This is a genomic window from Sulfitobacter undariae, assembly GCF_014196805.1.
GTDB classification, from domain to species: Bacteria; Pseudomonadota; Alphaproteobacteria; order Rhodobacterales; family Rhodobacteraceae; genus Sulfitobacter; species Sulfitobacter undariae.
On record NZ_JACIEI010000001.1, the window covers coordinates 356,607 to 376,391 of the forward strand.

The following is a 19,785-nucleotide window of genomic DNA, read 5'->3' on the forward strand; positions in this document are numbered from 1 at the left end:
GCCTTAGGATGCAGTGCCTTTGAGGTGCTGCATCCATCCCAATCCCGCCTCGGTTGATATACGCGGGCGGTATTCAGCCCCTACAAACCCGTCATAGCCAAGGGCGGTGAGATGGCGCATCAGCCAGCCATAATCGACTTCTCCGCAATCTGGTTCCCCGCGATCGGGCACCGCTGCAATCTGGACATGGCCGATTTTTGGTAGCAAGCGTTCCAGCGACATCGCCAGATCGCCTTGCATGATCTGCATGTGGTAACAATCAAACATGATCTTTAACTCGGGCCTATCAAGGGCATCGATGATGCGTTCTGCATGGGCCGTGTCGGACAGATGATAGCCCGCGACATCGCGTGTGTTGATGGGTTCAATCAAAATGCCGATCTCTTGCGCGGCGGCCAGATCGCAGGCAAAATTCAGGTTCTCGCGAAAGCAATCCTCGGAGGCGGTATCGCCCTCTGTGCGGCCAGCCATAACATGCACAGCCTCAACGCCAGCGGCTGCCGCATAATCAACCGCGCGGGTGATCTCGTTGCGGGCTTCTTCGCGCCTATGGGGCAGGGCGGCAAGGCCAAAGTCACCTGCGTCACGGTCACCGGGCCACGTGTTCAGGCCCAGCATGCGCAGACCAGTCTCTTGCAACGCGCTGCGCATAATCTCAGGTGCGGTGTCATAGGGAAAGTGACATTCAACCGCGTCAAACCCGCCTGATTTGGCGGCGCGGATGGCGTCGGGCAGGGGCAGGTCCGTGTATAAAAAGCCCAAGTTGGCAGAGTATTTCATCAGTCGTCCCATTCCACATCAAATTTGGTCACCAAGGCGCGCACGTTTTCATCCGTTAGCGCCCGCGCATTCATGCCGCGTAGCATCATCGCCAGTCGGGCTGTGTCTTCCAGCTCTTCAATGGCGTTGCAGGCGGCCTCGATGTCTTTGCCCGCCACAACTGGCCCATGATTGGCCAACATCACCGCGCTGCGTTTCCCAGCAAGGCCACGCACAGCATCGCCCATGGCGGGATCACCGGGCATGAAGAAGGGCAGCAGCTTCACGCGACCCAGTTTCATGATGCCGTAGGGGGTGAGCGGCGGTAGAAAGTTATCGGCATCCGCATCCGGCATCATCGACAAGGCAACAGCGTGGCAACTGTGCAAATGCACCACGGCGCCTGCGTTGCTGCGTGTATCGTAAAACGCACTGTGCAGCGGCATTTCCTTGGTGGGTTTATCGCCACTGATCAGCATACCTTTGGCATCAAACCGCGACAGTCGCGCAGGATCAAGCCGCCCGAAACTGGTGCCTGTAGGGGAAACCAGCAGCCCACCGTCTTCTGTTCGAGCCGAGATATTGCCTGTGCTGCCGCCCGTCAGGCCACGGTCAAACATCGACTTTGCCAACAGGCAAATCTGTTCGCGCAGTGCGGTTTCACTCATTAACCTTGCCCCAAAACAGCCGCGGCTTTTTCAAAGTAATCCTCAGCGCCAAAGTTACCCGATTTCAGCGCGATCACCAATGTATCACTGGCACGCAGGGCAGGTACGCCCGGATCAATTTCGGGGCCAATGGCCATGGTGCGGATGTTCAGCGCCTCTACCACTGCGCCGGAGGTTTCGCCGCCTGCGGTCAGGATACGGGTGACGCCCATTCGGGCAAGGCGCACGGCAACATCGCCAAAGAAACTCTCAAGCGCATGCGCAGCGGCATCGGTACCAAATCGCGCCTGAATACCCGCAACCTCATCAGGATCAGCCGAGCTATAGGCGAGGGGCAGGCCATCCGTTTCAAATAACCACTGGGCCACGTCTTGGGGTGTTTGTGTGCCGTCAATCACGGCGGCGGGATCAATTTTCAGGCCAGCATGCCGCGCCAGATGATAGGCAATCTGCCCGCGGGTCGCGGTTGAGCAGGATCCGGATAGCACAACGGCTTTGCCTGTCTGCAGTTGCCATGGCACAGGCGCAGGGTTGATGCCAAAGTTGGCAGGTAGGCCAAGTGCCACGCCTGAGCCACCTGTGATCAGCGGCAGGCCTTTGGCGGCTGCACCAATTTCCATCAAGTCAGCGTCACGCAGCGCATCCACCACAATCATCCGCTGTCCAGCAGTATGGGCGGCTTCCATCTGTGCAGCGATGGCGGCGGCCCCCTTAAAAACAGTCTCTGCGGGTACCAGACCTACGGAATGGTTGCTCTGTGCAGCCATCAAGCGGCGCAGGTTGGCGTCTTTCATCGGGGTCAGCGGATGGTTTTCCATGCCGCTTTCATTCAACAACATGTCTTTGACGAAAAGGTAGCCTTGATAGATTGACCGCCCCGCACCTGGAAACGCAGGGCAAACTATGACTTTATGCGCATCCAGCGCTTCGGCCAGTGCATCGGCAACGGGGCCGATGTTGCCTTGTGCGGTGCTGTCGAAGGTGGAACAATATTTAAAGAAAATCTGTTCGCACCCTTGGTCTTGCAACCAGCGCAGCGCCTCTAGGGATTGGCGCACAGCCTCATCAGGATCAATCGAGCGCGACTTGAGCGAGACAACACCGGCTTGCACCTCGGCATCCGCAGGCCCGTCTGGCACACCGCTATATTGCACGGTACGCATGCCTGCTTTGGCTAGCGTGTTGGCCAGATCGCTGGAGCCTGTGAAATCATCCCCGATACATCCCAGTAGCATTATGCGTCTCCCGGTAGGGTAACACCGCCTGCGCGGGCAAAGAATTTGGCGATGGCCGCGTCGTCCTCATCGCCCAACCCTGCCTGTGATGCAGCGCGGAACTGTTCCAGCGCGTTGGATGAAATCGGCACTGGAAGACCCGAAGAGGCTGCGATGTCGGCGATGATGCCCAAATCCTTTGACCAGATGTCCACCTTGGAGCGGGGTGTGTAATCACCCTCCACCACATGCGGGCCACGGTTTTCAAACATCCATGATGTCCCAGCCGAGGCCGAAACAACTTCAACAATGCGCGCAGGGTCCAGCCCTTGGGATGCGCCAAAGGCCATGGCTTCGCCCATCGCGGCGATATGCACACCCGCAAGAAGTTGGTTCACCGCCTTCATCGCGGACCCAGCACCAGCTGCGTCGCCCAAACGGTGCACGGTTTGCGCCATGGCGTCCAACACTGGGGCCGCAGCGGCGAAGGCATCGGGCGCTCCAGACGCCATGATCGAAAGCTGCCCTGCGGCGGCTTTGATCGCACCGCCTGAGATAGGCGCATCCAGATAAAGCAGGCCCAGATTTTGGGCCGTGGCCTCCATCTCCTTGGCAAAATCAGGTGCGACAGTTGCACAAGACAGGATCACACCACCTTTGCGCATGTCCTTGGCGATGCCTTGTTCGCCAAACAGCACAGCGCGGGTTTGATCGGCATTCAGAACCGCGCTGACGATCGCATCGGCAGGGGCGGATGTACTGCCCGCTGCCATGCCGCCTTGGGCGCAAAACAGATCAACACGCGTGGTGTTTGGGTCATAGCCGCGCACGTCATGTCCTGCGCGCACAAGGCTGGTCGCCATGCCCAGCCCCATGGAGCCGAGGCCAACAAAATCAATCAACATGAATTATCCTCCAAAGACCCATTCAACTGGCCACAATGTGATCGCAGGAACGTAGGTGATGACCATCAAGGCCGCGAAAACGGTTAGAACAAACCAGACCAGCTGCGGGATGATCTTTTCAACGCGCAGATCGGCCACTGCGCAGGCGGCAAACAGGTTCACCCCAAGCGGTGGCGTAATCATACCCAATGCAAGGTTGACCACAATGATCAGGCCAAAGTGTACAGGGTCCACGCCATAGCTGATGGCGATGGGCGTGAGGATCGGCGCAAGTACCAGAATGGCGGCGGATGTTTCAATGAACATACCCACGATGAGCAGTAGCACATTCACGGCCAGCAAAAAGGCGATGCGGCTTTCAAAGATGTCACGGAACCATGCGGCGATTTCATTTGGCAGGCCCGAACGTGTGATCAGGAATGAAAACAGCGAAGCGGCTGAGATGATGATCATGATGGCCGAGGTCGAGATGACCGTCTTTTTCAAAATCTCGGGCAGGTCGCGGAATTTCAGCTCTCTGTATAAACCCATCCCAACGATGAGCGCGGCGGCAACAGCGGCGGCGCTGGCCTCAGTAGGGGTGAAAATGCCGGAATAAATACCACCAAGGATCACTACAGGGACCAGCAAAGCAGGCAAGGCAGACAGAAATGCAGCACCCGGTGAGGCACGGCCGACACCGTCGTCTTTGCCGATGCCGCGCATCCGGCAGATCACCAGAACCAGCGCCATGAGAGAGCCAGCCACAACAACACCCGGCCCGATGCCCGCGACAAACAGTTTGCCGACAGACGTGTCAGTGGACACGCCGTAAAGGATCAGTGGAATTGAGGGCGGGATCAGCACGCCGAGTTCAGCCGAGGAAGCTTGGATAGAGGCGGCAAGCGGTTTGGGGTAGTTGTGTTTGACCATCGCGGGGATCAAGATCGCGCCGATGGCGAATGTGGTTGCCACGGATGAACCAGAAACAGAGGCGAACAGCATACATGTCAGAACACAGGTACAGGCCAAGCCGCCTTGTACACCGCCTACAAGAGATTTGGCCAGTTCAACCAAACGGTGCGAGATGCCGCCCGCAGACATCAGATTACCCGCAAGGATAAACAGTGGAATTGCCATCAAGGGAAAGCTGTCGATGCCTGTGAACATGCGTTGCGCCACCAGCAGCAGGGGTAGGCGGCCATGGGCCTCAATCCCGATGACAGAGGCAAGCCCGATGGATACCGCAATGGGGATACCAAGGACAAAAAGGATTGCGAGGGACAGACCAAGTGCGGCGTTCATTGTGCTGCCTCCGCGTTGCGGGCTTCGAGCCAATCACCTTGTACGGCGCGGATCATGGCGGCGACAATTGCGATGAGGATAAAGAATGAACCGACGGGCAGAGCGGCATAAACCCAACCAATGGAGACCTCTAGCGCGGCCAAGCTTTGAGCTTTGACGCGCAAGGTCATCAGGTATCCTTGCCACATCAGGACAGAGAAAAAGACAAGAGAGCCGAGATTGGCAAAGAGGTAGAGCGCCAACCCCAGACGGGGTGGCAGAATGTTCTGGATCACATCAACCGAGATCATCGCACCATGCCGAAAGGCAACTGCAACGCCAAGGAAAACAGACCAAATCATCGCGGAGCGCGTGATCACTTCGGACCACGTGGAGGGGGCGCCGAATACAAAGCGGGTGACCACCTGAAACAGCGCCAAAGAGGCCGCAATAATCAGAAATGCGATGGAGAGCCGTAAGGCCGCGCCTGTCGTGAAGTCTTCGAAACGTAGGAAATAACGCATGGCGAGACCTTATGTTTTAGAGAATTAGAAGATGGCATCAGGCGCAGCCGAAGCCGCGCCTGACAAAGAAAGAAGGGTTACTCGACCGCTTGAATGCGCTCGACCAACTCGGTGCCGTATTGGTCGGTGTAGACCTTGTAAGCTGTCTGGGCCAACTCGGCGAAAGGCGCCTTGTCGATGTCGGTGATGACTTCCATGCCGTTTTCACGCAGCAAGGCCACGCCAGCATCTTCCAAACGGTTAACTTCGGCACGTGTGGCCACAGCAGAGGCTTTGGCCGCTTCATAGAACCAGCCTTTTTGCTCGTCTGTCAGGCCATCAATCAGGATCGGAGAGGCCAGAACCGCAACAGGAGAATAAACGTGACCTGTCAAAGAAACGTTGTTCTGAACTTCCCAGAACTTGGAGGCGGTGATGACGGTAATCGGGTTTTCCTGACCGTCAACAACACCTTGCTGAAGCGCGGTGAACAGCTCGGGGAAGGCCATCGGTGTTGGCGCGGCACCCATTGCCGAGAAGGCTTCCATGTGAACTTTGTTTTCCATGGTCCGCAGTTTCAATCCGTCCAGATCCGCAGGTGTGCGTATAGGGCGCTGTGAGTTTGTCACGTGGCGGAAGCCGTTTTCGGACCAAGCCAGACCAACCAATTGGTTTTCGTCGATCTTGGCCAGCAGTTCTTGGCCGATCTCACCATCCAGCGTTTTGCGCGCGTGGTCATAGTCACGGAACAGGAACGGCAGGTCCAATGCGTAGACTTCTGGAACGAAGTTGCCCAACGGTCCTGTTGATGTGATCACCACATCCAGCGAGCCGATTTGCAAGCCTTCGATCATGTCACGTTCGCCGCCCAGCTGGCCTGCGGGGGCTTGTGTGCCTGTGAATTCGCCGCCTGATAGCTCTTCGAGCTTGGCGATGAAGGCATCAGCGCCAAGACCGTAATGCGAAGTTGGCGATAGCGCGTGGCCGATCACGATGGATTGTTCAGCATAGGCAGAGCTGCCTGCGATCAGGGCAACGGTGCTTGCGACTGCGAAAAGAGTATGTTTCATTTGGTTTCCTCCCAAAGGGTGTTTCGTTTTGTCATTCAAACCTGTGCAGATGCACGGTCAGTTTTGGTGCCTCTTGTCAGGCACCTTTCAGGGCCGGTTGGCCCATCTCGTCTTCCAGATAAATCGCGATGATTTCCTGAAATGATTTTTCCGCGACAAAGCCCGCAGCAAGGGCGCGTGCCGTGTCAAAGGCGCGGGGCCAGCCTGCGATGATCTGTGCCACAGCCGGATCGGGTGCGCGGCGGATCAGCGCCACGGCGCCATCTCCCGCCACGGCACGCAGGGCTTCGATTTGTTCGCCCACGGTGGCCGACACGCCGGGCATGGTCATGCAGCGCTGTGCACCCAGTTGCGCCGTGTCCATGGTGGCGGCATGTTCGATATAGCCTACGGCGGCGCGGGGGCTGGCGAACCAGTGGCGCACATCGTCTTCCACAGGCAAAATCGCCTCAACACCGTTCAAAGGTTCACGCAAGATGCCAGAGAAGAAGCTGGACGCGGCTTTGTTCCGTTTGCCGGGGCGGATGCAGATGGTGGGGAAGCGGATGCCGACCCCGTCCAGAAAACCGCGCCGCGAATAATCGTTCAACAGCAGCTCGCCCATCGCCTTTTGCGCGCCATAGCTGGTCAGCGGTGTCAGTTGGTGGGTGTCGGGGATGACGTCAGGCAAGGGCGCGCCGAACACCGCCAGCGAAGAGGCATAGATCACGCGGGGGCAATAGCCTTCAATCGATTGGATGGCTTCCAGCAAGGCGCGGGTGCCGTCTAGGTTGACGCGGTAACCTTTATCGAAATCGGCTTCGGCCTCGCCCGATACAATTGCCGCCAGATGCACGATGATGTCAGGGCGGTTTGCGATCACACGCTCGGACGTGCCGCTTTGGGTTAGATCGGCGGCGAAAACCTCGCGGGTGCCTTTGAAATCTGCGGCCACGTCAGGCTCGATCACGTCAACCAGCGTCATGGCATCAACGGGAGTGCCGCCGATAGCGCCTGTTGCGGCAATGCGCTCGGCCAGTTTGCGGCCAATCATGCCCGCTGCTCCAATGATCGTCACGCGCATGGCGTTTCCTTTTTGTTAGACGCGGCCAGAAGCGCGCGGGTGGTGTCGTAAATGCGGTGTTCATGCACGCCAAGCGCATGTGCCAGAGCCGCGCCATCCTGCGCGCGCAGCGCTGACAGGATCAGGCGGTGGTCTTCGATGCTCTGCGCGATCACGCCGGATTTTCCGACAATATGGCGGCGGTGATCCAGTAGGTAGGAATAGAGAGTGGTGGCGAGGTCTGATAAAACCGCGTTGCCGCAGGATTGGTAAATCAACGTGTGAAACTCGCGGTCGGTGATCAGGAATTTCACCGGATCATCAGTGGCGCTTTCTTGCGCTTTAATCAACGCGGCCAAATGCTCCAAGGTCTCGGGCTCTACCTGCTGTGCGGCCAGCACCGCAACGCGGGCTTCGACCATCAACCGCGCTTCGTGCACGTCTTCCAGTTTGTAATCGGTCACCAATCTGCTGGTCAAAGCGGACATGCCCAGATCACCCACGTCTGCCGAGGCAACTTTGGTGCGTGCGCCCTGCACAACGTTCACGATGCCTTTGTTGGATAGAATCAGGAGCGCGCCGCGAATGGTTTCACGGCTGACACCCATGGTTGCTGCCAGATCACGTTCGCTAGGGAAGCTATCCCCGACACCTAAAACGCCAGATGCTATCAGCGTGGCGAAACGTTCGGCTATGGTGTCTTTGATCGAGTGATGAGTGATCTTTTCCAGCGCAGGATTTTGTGCGGTCAGAAACGCGGCATTGCTCATATCGCGTTCCTCCCAAGCTAGACACAATATACTGGTCTATTTGCTAGTCCAATTTGTCTTGGGGTGTCAACTGCCGAAAATTCAGGCAAGACGGCGCAGAATTAACTGTTATAAAAATTCGTGAAATTATCACGGTATGCAACGGTATACAGTCGACGTGCGCAATTGCATCGGGTAAGAGGGGGCAAACATCACTCAAGAGGTTTCTTATGTCCGATATCATTTACACCAAAGTAGACGAAGCACCCGAACTGGCGTCCGCGTCCTTCCTGCCCATCATCCAGAAATTCGCCGCCGCTGCGGGCGTATCTGTCGGGACCAAAGACATCAGCCTTGCAGGCCGTATTCTGGCAACTTTTCCTGAGTTCCTGAAAGAAGACCAGCGCCAGTCAGACGATCTGGCCGAGTTGGGCCAATTGGTTAAATCTGCCGATGCCAACGTGATCAAGCTGCCGAATATCTCGGCTTCTGTGCCGCAGTTGGTTGCCGCGGTGAAGGAACTTCAGGCGCAGGGCTTTGCATTGCCTGACTATCCTGAAGCACCTGCAACAGACGCTGAAAAAGCGGTGCGCGCCAAATATGACGGCCTCAAAGGTTCCGCTGTGAACCCTGTTCTGCGCGAAGGCAACTCTGACCGCCGCGCCGCCAAAGCTGTGAAAAGCTTTGCCCAGAAAAACCCGCACCGCATGGGTGAATGGACCGCTGACAGCAAAACCAAAGTATCCGCAATGTCGGGCGGTGATTTCTTCTCTAACGAAGTGTCCACCACGCTGGCAAAAGAATCCACAGCCAAGATCGTGCTGGAAACAGCCGCTGGCGAAGCCGTTCTGAAAGACGGCCTGACCTATCCTGCGGGCACTGTTGTTGACGCAACATTCATGAGCGCCGCCGCCCTCAAGTCCTTCCTTGCGGATCAGATTGAGCAAACCAAAGCAGATGGCACGCTGTTTTCGCTGCACATGAAAGCGACCATGATGAAGGTCTCTGACCCGATCATCTTTGGCCACGCTGTAAAAGCCTTCCTTGCTCCTGTATTTGAAAAGCACGGCGCGGCATTGGCTGAACTGGGTGTGAACCCGAACCAAGGTCTTGGTGATCTACTGGCCCGTGTTGACGGCAACGCGGAAATCAAAGCTGACATTGATGCCTGCATGGCGTCACGTCCGCCGATGTATATGGTTGATTCTGACAAAGGCATCACTAACCTGCATGTGTCTTCCGATGTGATCATCGATGCGTCCATGCCTGCGCTAATCCGCGCTGGCGGCAAAGGCTGGGGCCCTGATGGCAAAGAAGGCGATTCCAACTGCGTGATCCCTGACAACTCTTATGCGCCTGTCTATGACGAGTCAGTGAAGTTCTTTAAGGAAAACGGCAAACTGAACCCCGTCATAGCCGGCACTGTTCAGAACGTGGGCCTGATGGCGCAAAAAGCCGAAGAATACGGCAGCCACCCAACCACATTCGAGATCGCCGAAGCGGGCACTGTCAAGATGATCCTTGATGACGGCACGGTACTGAGCGAGCTGAAAGTAGAAGCAGGCGACATCTGGCGCTCGGCCTCTGCACGCAAAGCGCCGATTGAAGATTGGGTGAATCTTGCCATTGATCGCCAAAAAGCCGAAGGCTGTAGCGCGATTTTCTGGCTGGATGCCGCACGTGCACATGATGCCGAGCTGATCGCCTATGTAAAACCGATTTTGGAAGCCAAAGGCGTGGCCGATAAATTCGAAATCATGGCACCCCGCGAAGCAACACGCGCATCGCTGGAAACCATCACCAAAGGTGAAAACACCATCGCCATCACAGGCAACGTTCTGCGCGACTATCTGACTGATTTATTCCCGATCCTTGAACTGGCAACATCGGCCAAGATGCTCTCCATCGTCAAATTGATGAATGGTGGCGGTTTGTTTGAAACAGGGGCGGGCGGTTCTGCGCCAAAGCATGTTCAGCAGTTGGCTGAAGAAAACCACCTGCGTTGGGACAGCCTTGGCGAATTCTGCGCCTTGGGTGAGAGCCTGACCTTCCTTGCGGATGCTAAAGGTAACGAAAAAGCCCGCGTTTTGGGCCAAGCCGTTGATGCAGCGACCCAAGGTATTCTGGACAACGATCGTTCGCCATCACGCAAAGTGGGCGAGCCTGACAACCGCGACAGCCACTATTGGTTCGCACGCTACTGGGCCGAAGCCTTGGCGGCACAATCTGATGACGCAGAGCTTGCAGAACATTTTGCTCCCATCGCACAGGCGCTTGCAACAGGTGAGGCTGCAATTTTGGCTGAACTGGCTGCGGCGCAAGGTCCGGCAGTTGATCTGGGCGGCTACTATCACGGCGATGCGGCGAAAACCGCAGCAGTGATGCGCCCTTCTGCGACGTTGAATAAAATCATCGGGTAACTGATTGATTTAAAACAATCGGGCCGCGCATCTGTAAGGGGTGCGCGGCCCTTTTTGTTTGCTGCGGTCACTGTAGGCTTGGCGGCGCTGAGCTGCGGGGGTATCACGGCGCTCTGACCAACCAAAGGAACTCGCCATGACTGACGTTGCACACCGCATTGCCCGTACCATTGCCACCGATATCGAGGCCCGTGCCGATCAGGTGACTGCCGCAATTGCCATGCTGGACAGCGGCGATACCGTTCCTTTTGTGGCCCGTTACCGGAAAGAGGCGACAGGCGGTTTGGACGATACGCAATTGCGTAAACTGGCCGAGCGGCTGGATTATTTGCGCGATCTGGAAAAGCGCCGCGCCAGTATTCTGGGCGAGATTACTTCGCAGGGGAAACTGACCGATGCGCTGGCTTTGTCCATCGCCAAGGCGGATACAAAATCGGTTCTTGAAGACCTCTATTTGCCATTCAAACCCAAACGCCGCACCAAAGCGATGATTGCGCGTGAAAACGGGCTGGAGCCGCTGTTGCGTGCCATCCTTGGCGGCCGCTCTGCTGATCCTGTGACCCTTGCCCAAGGGTACATCACCGACGCTGTCGCCACCACCAAAGACGCACTGAACGGCGCGCGTGATATTCTGGTGGAGGAATTAGGTGAAAGCGCGGGCCTTGTGGGACGTCTGCGTGATGTGATGCAGCGCGAGGCGATCATCACTGCCCGTGTCAGTAAGGGCAAAGAAGAGGTCGGTGCGAAGTTCTCGGATTATTTTGACCACTCTGAGAAATGGGCGACGATCCCGTCACACCGCGCCTTGGCGATCTTGCGCGCCTCCAAAGAGGAAATCGTGACCATCGACATCGCGCCGGAGCCTGAGGCAGGTCTGCCGCGTGTGATCGGGATGATCGCAGCCGAGATTGGCATTCAGGGCGAGGGGGCAGGGGATGTCTGGCTGCGCGATGTTGCGCGTTGGGCGTGGAACACCAAGCTGAGCCTGTCGATGTTTGTGGACCTGATGACAGACCTGCGCCGCCGCGCCCATGACGCTGCGATTGAGGTATTTGCGCGTAACATGCGTGACCTGCTGCTTGCTGCGCCCGCTGGCCCGCGTGCGACGCTGGGCCTTGATCCGGGGATTAGAACAGGCTGCAAAATTGCCGTGGTGGATCAGACAGGCAAGCTGTTGGATACGGCCACCATCTATCCTTTCCAGCCACGCATGGATGTACGCGGGGCAACTGACACGTTGATCCAGATGATCCGCAAACACGATATTGCGTTGATCGCCATTGGTAACGGGACCGCCAGCCGCGAATCTGAAAAACTGGTGGCTGACGTGATCAAACTGCTGCCCGCAGGCAGCCCGCGCCCGACGCCTGTTATCGTCTCCGAGGCTGGGGCATCTGTGTATTCTGCGTCTGAATTGGCATCGCAGGAATTCCCCGATGTGGATGTCTCCATTCGGGGCGCGGTGTCAATTGCCCGCCGCCTGCAAGACCCGTTGGCCGAGTTGGTCAAGATTGAGCCAAAAGCCATTGGTGTGGGCCAGTACCAGCATGACGTTGATCAACGCCGCTTGGCTCAATCGTTGGATGCGGTTGTTGAGGATGCGGTGAACGCTGTTGGCGTCGACCTTAACATGGCTTCTGCACCGTTGCTGTCGCATATCGCCGGGCTTGGCCCGTCTTTGGCGCAGGCGATTGTCACACACCGTGACGCCAACGGGCCTTTTGCCAGCCGTAAGGCGCTGTTGAAAGTGGCGGGCGTCGGGCCCAAAGCCTTTGAGCAATGCGCAGGCTTCTTACGGATTAACGACGGGACCGAGCCGCTGGATTCCTCCTCGGTCCATCCAGAGGCGTATGGCGTAGCGCGTAAGATCGTACAGGCGTGTGGCCGCGACATCCGTGCAATCATGGGCGACAGTTCTGCATTGGCGAACCTAAGCGCGGAACAGTTTGTGGATGACACATTCGGCTTGCCGACCATCCGTGATATTCTGGCCGAGCTTGAAAAACCCGGTCGTGACCCACGTCCGGAATTCAAAACTGCCACTTTTGCCGATGGGATCGACAGCATTAGTGACCTGAAATCCGGCATGTCGTTGGAAGGCACGGTGACCAATGTTGCGGCATTTGGGGCCTTTGTGGATATTGGTGTGCATCAGGATGGATTGGTGCATGTGAGCCAGCTTGCCGACCGTTTTGTCAAAGACCCCCATGAGGTGGTCAAGGCAGGTGACGTGGTGCGCGTAAGGGTGACCGAAGTGGACGTGCCGCGCAAACGGATCGGGCTAAGCATGCGCAAAGACGGTGGAGGTGAAGCCGCGCCGCGTAAGGCGCAAGCAGAGAAGCCAAAACAAGGACGTTCGGCAAAACCTGTCACGTCAGCGGCGCCAGCCGCGCAAAGCCAAGGCGCGTTTGGCTCTGCTTTGGCAGAGGCAATGAAGCAAACATCCAAGAACACCTGACAGCGAAAACCATGCGTCGGCTGCCCCGGTTTGGGGCAGTTGATTGCGCGATGGTACTGTCAATTTGAAGTTATGACCGGTGTATTTGGGGTCATGCTGAAAAAATAATCACATTTATTTGTTGAAAATAAAGGTGTTGGAAGATTTTTCTGAATATATTTTAAGTATAAACTGTTTGGACTTGAAGCGAATCAAGTGCAGTTCTAGCGTTGAGGTCAGAATGCCCAACCGGAGCACCTCATGCATATTGCCTGCCATTATTCGTTTATTGGGATGACCTCGTGGTACCCAGGGCAGGTATTGGGGCGCGATGTTGGCTGACGCGACCAAGATAGAGGTCATGCAATTGAGCCGACGGTTTGATGCATTGGACCAGACATTGGCGCCAGATGCCGGGCTGACAAATAATACGTATGGATGTGACAGGTTTGAACTGGTCACTACAGCTGTGATCTTTGCACGGCATCCGGCGGGTGTAATGGAAGGATAATTGATGCTGGGACCGACGGGGCACATAGACACTTACACACGCGATAACCTGCCGCCGCCGGACCAGTGGCCTGAACTCAATCTGGAGGGTTTTGAATACCCCGAATACCTGAACATCGGGGTTGAATTGACCGATGCGATGGTTGCACGCGGGTTTGGCGACCACACGGCGTTGATCGGAAACGGGCGGCGGCGGACGTATAAAGAGCTGGCGGATTGGACCAACCGTTTGGCGCATGTGATGGTGGATGATCTGGGGGTGAAACCTGGTAACCGCGTGATGATCCGTTCTGCGAATAACCCCGCGATGGTGGCGTGTTGGTTAGCGGCGACCAAAGCAGGGGCTGTCGTGGTCAATACCATGCCGATGCTGCGGGCCGGAGAGTTGGCAGCGATAGTCGATAAGGCCGAGATCACCCATGCGCTGTGTGATATGCGGCTGATGGATGAGCTTGAAAGCTGTGCGAAATCTTCGGATTATCTTACAGTCGTCACCGGCTTTGACGGAACATCGAACCATGACGCCGAATTGGACCGTCTGGCCCTAGAAAAACCTGTGCAGTTAAAAGCTGTGGAAACGGGCCGTGATGATGTGGCGCTGTTGGGTTTCACTTCTGGCACCACAGGCAGTCCAAAGGCGACGATGCATTTCCACCGCGATTTACTGATCATTGCGGATGGTTACGCCAGTGAAATCTTGGGGGTCACGCCAGAGGATGTCTTTGTTGGCTCGCCGCCTTTGGCCTTTACCTTTGGTCTGGGTGGCTTGGCGGTATTTCCGCTGCGTTTTGGGGCTGCCGCGACTTTGCTGGAAAACGCATCACCGCCCCAGATGATCGAGATCATTCAGAAGTATAAAGCAACGGTGTGTTTTACTGCCCCTACGGCCTACCGCGCGATGTTATCCGCTATGGAACAAGGGGCGGATTTGTCCTCGCTTCGGGCTGCGGTGAGTGCGGGAGAGACTTTGCCAGCGCCGGTATATGCCGATTGGCAGGCCAAAACCGGCAAGCCGATGTTGGATGGGATCGGGGCAACTGAAATGCTGCACATCTTTATATCCAACCGTTTTGACGACCATGCACCCGCCTGTACGGGCAAACCTGTGCGGGGCTATCAGGCCAAGGTCATTGGCGAAGATGGCAAGGAATTACCGCGCGGTGAAGTGGGCCGTCTGGCTGTGCGCGGGCCTACGGGTTGCCGCTATTTGGCGGATGACAGGCAGGCGAAATACGTCGTTGATGGCTGGAACATCACAGGCGATGCGTTTGCGATGGATGTGGATGGCTATTTGCATTTTGCGGCGCGCAACGACGATATGATTGTCAGTTCTGGCTATAATATTGCAGGCCCAGAGGTCGAGGCTGCATTGCTATCGCATCCGGATGTGGTTGAATGTGCGGTGATTGGCGCACCCGATGAAACACGCGGTACGATTGTGCAGGCACATGTGGTGACAGCGGCCGAACCGTCTGATGAATTGGCTAAATCGCTGCAAGATCATGTTAAAGCGACGATTGCGCCGTTTAAGTACCCGCGTAGCATTGTCTTTTGCGACGCATTGCCCAAAACTCAAACTGGAAAAATTCAACGGTTTATGCTCAAACCACAACTCTAAGGGCCCGCTAGAGGCCATTTCAACAAGGAGAGATACCATGAAATTGAGATCACTTGCACTAGTGGCGGCTCTGTCTGCCCTTGCATCGGGGGCTTACGCAGATAGCGATGGAGCCAAAGTCAAAGTCGGCATGATCACAACCTTGTCGGGTGGCGGCGCCAGCCTTGGCATTGATGCGCGCGACGGCTTTATGTTGGCGGTTAAGCAATCGGGCAATGAAAACATCGAAGTTGTGATTGAGGATGACCAGCGCAAACCAGATATCGCGGTGCAAGTTGCCGACAAAATGATCCAGTCCGAAAAAGTGGACGTGATGACGGGCCTCATCTTCTCCAATCTCGCGATGGCTGTTGTGCCTAGTGCGGTTGCACAGGGCAAATTCTATCTGTCAGTCAACGCTGGCCCTTCCGCGCTGGCAGGTAAAGGGTGCAACCCGAATTACTTCAGCGTTGCCTATCAAAATGATAACCTGCACGAAGCTGCGGGTGCCTATGCAAAAGAGGCGGGATACAAAAAATCTTTCATCCTTGCGCCAAACTATCCTGCGGGAGTGGACAGTCTGACGGGGTACAAACGCTTCTATCAGGGCGACTTGGCGGGTGAGTTGCTGACCAAATTGGGTCAGACAGATTACGCTTCCGAGATCGCGCAAATCCGTGCATCGGGCGCTGACAGCGTGTTCTTCTTCCTGCCCGGTGGCATGGGGATTTCCTTTCTCAAACAATATGCAGACAGTGGCGTAGATATTCCTGTTGTGGGCCCTGCCTTCAGCTTTGATCAGGGCATCTTGCAAGCCGTTGGTGACGCGGCGCTGGGTGTGGTGAACACATCGCAATGGGGCAAAGACCTTGATAACGCCGCAAATGCTGCATTTGTTGAGACGTTTCAGGCCGAATATGACCGTCTGCCATCCCTATATGCGGCGCAGGGTTTTGACACGGCCAACCTACTGCTGAGTGCGATGGACAAAGCCAGTGTTACCGATGCGGATGCCTTCCGTGCTGCGCTGAAAGCGGCGGATTTCCCAAGTGTGCGGGGCAAGTTCAAGTTCAACACAAACAACCATCCCATCCAGAACATCTATGTGCGCGAAGTGATCAAAGAAGGTGACGTCTACACCAACAAGATCATCGGAACCGCGCTGGAAGATCACGGCGACGCCTACGCCGCTGAATGTAAAATGTAACCTACCTCGGGGCGGCACTGCGCCGCCCCGACCTCCTCTCGCTGGAGCTTTTATGTCCCCCATCCTTCTCGCTGAACAAGTCCTGAACGGGCTGCAACTGGGCGTCATGCTGTTTGTCATGGCCGCTGGTCTGACATTGGTGTTCGGCGTCATGGGGTTGATTAACCTCGCCCATGGATCGTTGTTTATGGTCGGCGCCTTTGCGGCAGCGGCGGTTGCTGGGGCCACGGGCAGTTTCCTTCTGGCGCTGGTGGCGGCATTGGCTGCGGCGGCTGCGGCAGGGGCGTTGATCGAAGTTTTGGTGATAAGGCGGCTGTATGACCGTGATCATCTGGATCAGGTTTTAGCCACCTTTGCGCTGATCCTGATCTTTTCCGAAGGCACGCGCTGGATTTTTGGCTCCTTCCCTTTGTACCTCAATGTACCTGACTATCTGTCTGGCCCAGTAACTCTGCCGGGGGGGATACAATATCCGCTGTATCGCCTGACGCTGATTGCCATCGGGCTGGCGATTGCGGGGGGGCTGTTTGCGCTGATTTCTAAAACCCGTCTGGGCATTCAAATTCGTGCGGGCGAAAATGACCGTGAGATGATCGCGGCGCTGGGTGTGGATATATCAAAGTTATATACTATCGTCTTTGCGCTGGGGGCCGCTCTTGCGGGGCTTGCGGGCGCATTGGTGGGGGCGATCCAGTCTGTGCAGGTTGGCATGGGGGAACCTGTGTTGATTGTGGCCTTTGTGGTGATTGTGATTGGCGGCATCGGTTCGATCAAAGGCGCTCTGGTGGGGGCGATCCTTGTCGGGCTGACCGACACATTGGGCGGTGTGCTGCTGCCCGAGTTGTTCAAGCTGTTCATGGATAACAGCACGGCATCCTCGGCGGGATCGGCACTGGCGTCGATGTTAATCTACATCCTTATGGCGGGTGTTCTGATCTGGAAACCTACTGGCCTGTTCGGAGCAAGCACATGAAGGCTGAGCGTATTGTGAACACCTCTGTGGTTGCGGCGCTGGTCCTCTTCCCGCTCTGGGCGTGGATGACGGACGCGCCGTTTTTGATCACACTTGCAACCAAGGCCGTGATCTTTGCATTGGCGGGTGTCGGGCTGAACATCGCGTTAGGGATTGGCGGATTGGTCAGCCTTGGCCATGCGGCGTTCTTTGGTCTGGGCGGTTATGCCATGGGCATTTTGGCCAGCCATGCGCAGGCCTATGACCCGATCTTTAACGCTCCCTTTGTGCTGGAAGGCACCAAAAGCATGCCTGTGATCTGGCTTGTTGCCATTATCTCATCCGGCCTTGCGGCGTTGGCCATTGGTGCGCTGAGCCTGCGGACATCAGGTGTTTATTTCATCATGATCACTTTGGCCTTTGGTCAGATGCTCTATTACTTCTCGATCAGTTGGCCTGCGTATGGCGGTGAAGACGGGCTGTCGATTTATGTGCGCAATAGTTTTCCGGGAATGAACACGCTGGACCCGATCCAATACTATGTGATCTGCGTCGCCCTCCTGTTTGCGGTGCTGCTGTTCACCTCGCGCCTTGCCCGTGCGCCTTTTGGTCTGGCGCTGGGGGCCGCGCGGCAAAGCCCGCTGCGGGTCAAGACGGTTGGCATCTCGCCTTACAAGCTACAGTTAGTCGCCTTTACCATTTCGGGCATGATCACCGGACTTGCCGGCGCATTGTTTGCGGACCTGAACCGCTTTGTTAGCCCGACGATGTTCAGTTGGCAGTTGAGCGGCGAAATCATCGTGTTCATCTTGATCGGCGGCACCGCACGCCTGTTCGGTCCCGTTGTCGGCGCGATTGTCTTTGTGCTGCTGGAGCATCTACTGGGCGGGTTGTCGGAATACTGGCACATCTATCTCGGCCTGCTTTTGCTGCTGATCGTCTTGTTTGCCCGCGGCGGTTTGATCGGCCTTTTGGCCGGAAAGGAGCGCAGCCATGACTGATGTCGTTCTGAGTGTGCATGACATCTGCAAGTCCTATGGCGGGTTGCAAGCGAGTAAGAACATTTCGCTAGATCTGCGAATGGGGGAAATTCATGCGTTGATCGGGCCAAATGGGGCGGGGAAATCGACGTTGATCAAACAGATTGCAGGCAGCGAGACACCGTGTTCAGGGCAGGTGCGTTTGGCAGGGAAAGATGTGACTGCATTGGATACCGTTGCACGTGCTAGACGCGGGCTGGGGCGCACGTTTCAGATATCCGAACTGGCGATGGAAGATACGGTTTTTCAAAACGTGATCTTGGGCGCCTTGGGGGCAGGGGGATCGCCGATGCGGTTTTGGCGCAATGTGCTGGGCATGGACGATTTGCGCGGCGTTGCCGAAGCGGCATTAGAGCGGGTCGGGCTGGCAGCCAAAGCGGCTGTGCGGACCTCTGAATTGTCGCACGGCCAGCGCCGCCAATTGGAAGTTGCTGTGGCCCTCACCCTAAACCCCACAGCGTTTGTCATGGATGAACCGATGGCTGGGTTGGGCACCGCTGGCAGTAAAACCTTGACGGGGTTTCTGGATGGGCTGCGCACCCAAGCACCGATCCTGTTGGTTGAGCACGACATGGACGCGGTGTTTGCGCTTGCGGATCGTATCAGCGTGTTGGTTTACGGCGAAATCATCGCCTCTGGCACTGTGAACGAAATTCGCAGTGATGCTGCGGTACGTGCCGCCTATCTGGGGGATGAGGCATGAGCCTGCTGGCCGTTGAAAACATCACCGCATCTTATGGGGCGTCACAGGCGCTATTTGGCGTATCGCTCCAGATTGCACAGGGCGAAGTACTGGCGCTTATGGGGCGCAACGGGATGGGGAAATCTACCACGGTGAAGGCGATCTGCAAGATGTTGCCGCTTACATCGGGGCGGATCACATTTGACGGCAAAGATTTGGCGCGTGTAGCGTCCTACAAGGCGGCGCGGATGGGGCTGGGTCTTGTCCCTGAAGGGCGGCGTTGCTTTACCAATTTGACAGTGTGGGAAAACCTGCACGCGGCGGCCACTGCGGGGCTATGGGATTTCGCCGCTGTCACCGCGCTGTTCCCTCGTCTGTCCGAGCGTCGCGATCAATCGGCGGCGTCTTTGTCGGGGGGTGAGCAGCAGATGCTTGCCATTGGCCGTGCTTTGATGACCAACCCCAGCCTGTTGATACTGGACGAAGCGACCGAGGGGCTGGCCCCGATCGTGCGGCAGGAAATCTGGGCCGCGATTGCCAAGCTGAAGGCCAAAACCGGCATGTCCATTCTGGTGGTCGATAAATCGCTGCGCGAACTGGCGCAGGTTGCTGACCGTGCCGTTATCCTCGAACGGGGTGAAGATGTCTGGCAGGGGCAGATCGGCGATGTGTCGGAAGTTGTGACACAACAATATCTGGGCGTTTGACGCGACGCTGCATAGCGCCGTTATGCAAGTGTTATTCCCTATAGTTATGGATTTCGATTC

18 protein-coding genes are annotated in these 19,785 nt (G+C 56.6%); 9 read left to right on the forward strand and 9 right to left on the reverse strand.

What is annotated here, in order from left to right:
• Positions 1 to 3: 3 nt before the first annotated feature.
• From GGR95_RS01905 to GGR95_RS01945, 9 genes are all read right to left on the reverse strand, one after another.
• The gene (locus GGR95_RS01905) at positions 4 to 780 is read right to left on the reverse strand and encodes a hydroxypyruvate isomerase family protein (RefSeq protein ID WP_184562201.1); all 777 of its coding nucleotides are present in this window, start codon (positions 778 to 780) and stop codon (positions 4 to 6) included.
• The gene (gene otnC / locus GGR95_RS01910; RefSeq protein ID WP_184562203.1) at positions 780 to 1,427 is read right to left on the reverse strand and encodes a 3-oxo-tetronate 4-phosphate decarboxylase; all 648 of its coding nucleotides are present in this window, start codon (positions 1,425 to 1,427) and stop codon (positions 780 to 782) included. Before otnC ends, GGR95_RS01905 begins: the two co-directional genes overlap by 1 nt.
• On the reverse strand, positions 1,427 to 2,662 hold the full coding sequence (gene otnK, locus GGR95_RS01915) for a 3-oxo-tetronate kinase (protein WP_184562205.1): 1,236 nt from the start codon (positions 2,660 to 2,662) through the stop codon (positions 1,427 to 1,429). The genes otnC and otnK overlap by 1 nt, the downstream gene beginning before the upstream one ends.
• Complete coding sequence (gene ltnD, locus GGR95_RS01920) at positions 2,662 to 3,546, reverse strand: L-threonate dehydrogenase (protein WP_184562207.1); 885 nt, start codon at positions 3,544 to 3,546, stop codon at positions 2,662 to 2,664. The genes otnK and ltnD overlap by 1 nt, the downstream gene beginning before the upstream one ends.
• Before the next feature lie 3 nt (positions 3,547 to 3,549).
• Positions 3,550 to 4,830 carry a TRAP transporter large permease gene (locus GGR95_RS01925; protein ID WP_184562209.1) on the reverse strand — a complete coding sequence of 427 codons (1,281 nt, stop codon included), beginning with the start codon at positions 4,828 to 4,830 and terminating at the stop codon, positions 3,550 to 3,552.
• A complete protein-coding gene (locus GGR95_RS01930) occupies positions 4,827 to 5,333 on the reverse strand; it encodes a TRAP transporter small permease (protein ID WP_184562211.1) in 507 nt (168 codons plus the stop codon). The genes GGR95_RS01925 and GGR95_RS01930 overlap by 4 nt, the downstream gene beginning before the upstream one ends.
• Before the next feature lie 77 nt (positions 5,334 to 5,410).
• Positions 5,411 to 6,382, reverse strand: coding sequence for a TRAP transporter substrate-binding protein (locus GGR95_RS01935; protein ID WP_184562213.1), 972 nt, complete (start codon positions 6,380 to 6,382; stop codon positions 5,411 to 5,413).
• Positions 6,383 to 6,458: 76 nt separating this feature from the next.
• Positions 6,459 to 7,445, reverse strand: coding sequence for a D-erythronate dehydrogenase (gene denD, locus GGR95_RS01940; RefSeq protein ID WP_184562215.1), 987 nt, complete (start codon positions 7,443 to 7,445; stop codon positions 6,459 to 6,461).
• The gene (locus GGR95_RS01945) at positions 7,436 to 8,194 is read right to left on the reverse strand and encodes a FadR/GntR family transcriptional regulator (protein ID WP_184562217.1); all 759 of its coding nucleotides are present in this window, start codon (positions 8,192 to 8,194) and stop codon (positions 7,436 to 7,438) included. Before GGR95_RS01945 ends, denD begins: the two co-directional genes overlap by 10 nt.
• Positions 8,195 to 8,403: 209 nt before the next feature.
• On the opposite strand from GGR95_RS01945, the gene GGR95_RS01950 reads away from it, so the two are divergent.
• The 9 genes from GGR95_RS01950 to GGR95_RS01990 all read left to right on the forward strand — a co-directional run bounded on the left by GGR95_RS01950 (position 8,404) and on the right by GGR95_RS01990 (position 19,725).
• Positions 8,404 to 10,593 carry an NADP-dependent isocitrate dehydrogenase gene (locus tag GGR95_RS01950; RefSeq protein ID WP_184562219.1) on the forward strand — a complete coding sequence of 730 codons (2,190 nt, stop codon included), beginning with the start codon at positions 8,404 to 8,406 and terminating at the stop codon, positions 10,591 to 10,593.
• A 136-nt stretch (positions 10,594 to 10,729) separates the two neighbouring features.
• Positions 10,730 to 13,051, forward strand: coding sequence for a Tex family protein (locus GGR95_RS01955; RefSeq protein ID WP_184562220.1), 2,322 nt, complete (start codon positions 10,730 to 10,732; stop codon positions 13,049 to 13,051).
• 310 nt (positions 13,052 to 13,361) lie between these two features.
• Entirely contained in the window at positions 13,362 to 13,541 is a 180-nt protein-coding gene (locus GGR95_RS01960; protein ID WP_184562221.1) for a hypothetical protein, read from the forward strand.
• A gap of 3 nt (positions 13,542 to 13,544) precedes the next feature.
• Entirely contained in the window at positions 13,545 to 15,158 is a 1,614-nt protein-coding gene (locus tag GGR95_RS01965) for an AMP-binding protein (protein WP_184562222.1), read from the forward strand.
• 37 nt (positions 15,159 to 15,195) lie between these two features.
• Complete coding sequence (locus tag GGR95_RS01970; RefSeq protein WP_184562223.1) at positions 15,196 to 16,344, forward strand: ABC transporter substrate-binding protein; 1,149 nt, start codon at positions 15,196 to 15,198, stop codon at positions 16,342 to 16,344.
• 52 nt (positions 16,345 to 16,396) lie between these two features.
• Positions 16,397 to 17,317 (forward strand): branched-chain amino acid ABC transporter permease, encoded by a 921-nt coding sequence (locus GGR95_RS01975; protein ID WP_184562224.1) that lies wholly within the window; start codon positions 16,397 to 16,399, stop codon positions 17,315 to 17,317.
• A complete protein-coding gene (locus GGR95_RS01980; protein WP_184562225.1) occupies positions 17,314 to 18,297 on the forward strand; it encodes a branched-chain amino acid ABC transporter permease in 984 nt (327 codons plus the stop codon). The genes GGR95_RS01975 and GGR95_RS01980 overlap by 4 nt, the downstream gene beginning before the upstream one ends.
• Entirely contained in the window at positions 18,290 to 19,039 is a 750-nt protein-coding gene (locus GGR95_RS01985; RefSeq protein ID WP_184562226.1) for an ABC transporter ATP-binding protein, read from the forward strand. The genes GGR95_RS01980 and GGR95_RS01985 overlap by 8 nt, the downstream gene beginning before the upstream one ends.
• Positions 19,036 to 19,725, forward strand: a complete 690-nt coding sequence (locus GGR95_RS01990; RefSeq protein ID WP_184562227.1) for an ABC transporter ATP-binding protein — start codon at positions 19,036 to 19,038, stop codon at positions 19,723 to 19,725. The genes GGR95_RS01985 and GGR95_RS01990 overlap by 4 nt, the downstream gene beginning before the upstream one ends.
• The last annotated feature ends 60 nt before the right edge of the window (positions 19,726 to 19,785 follow it).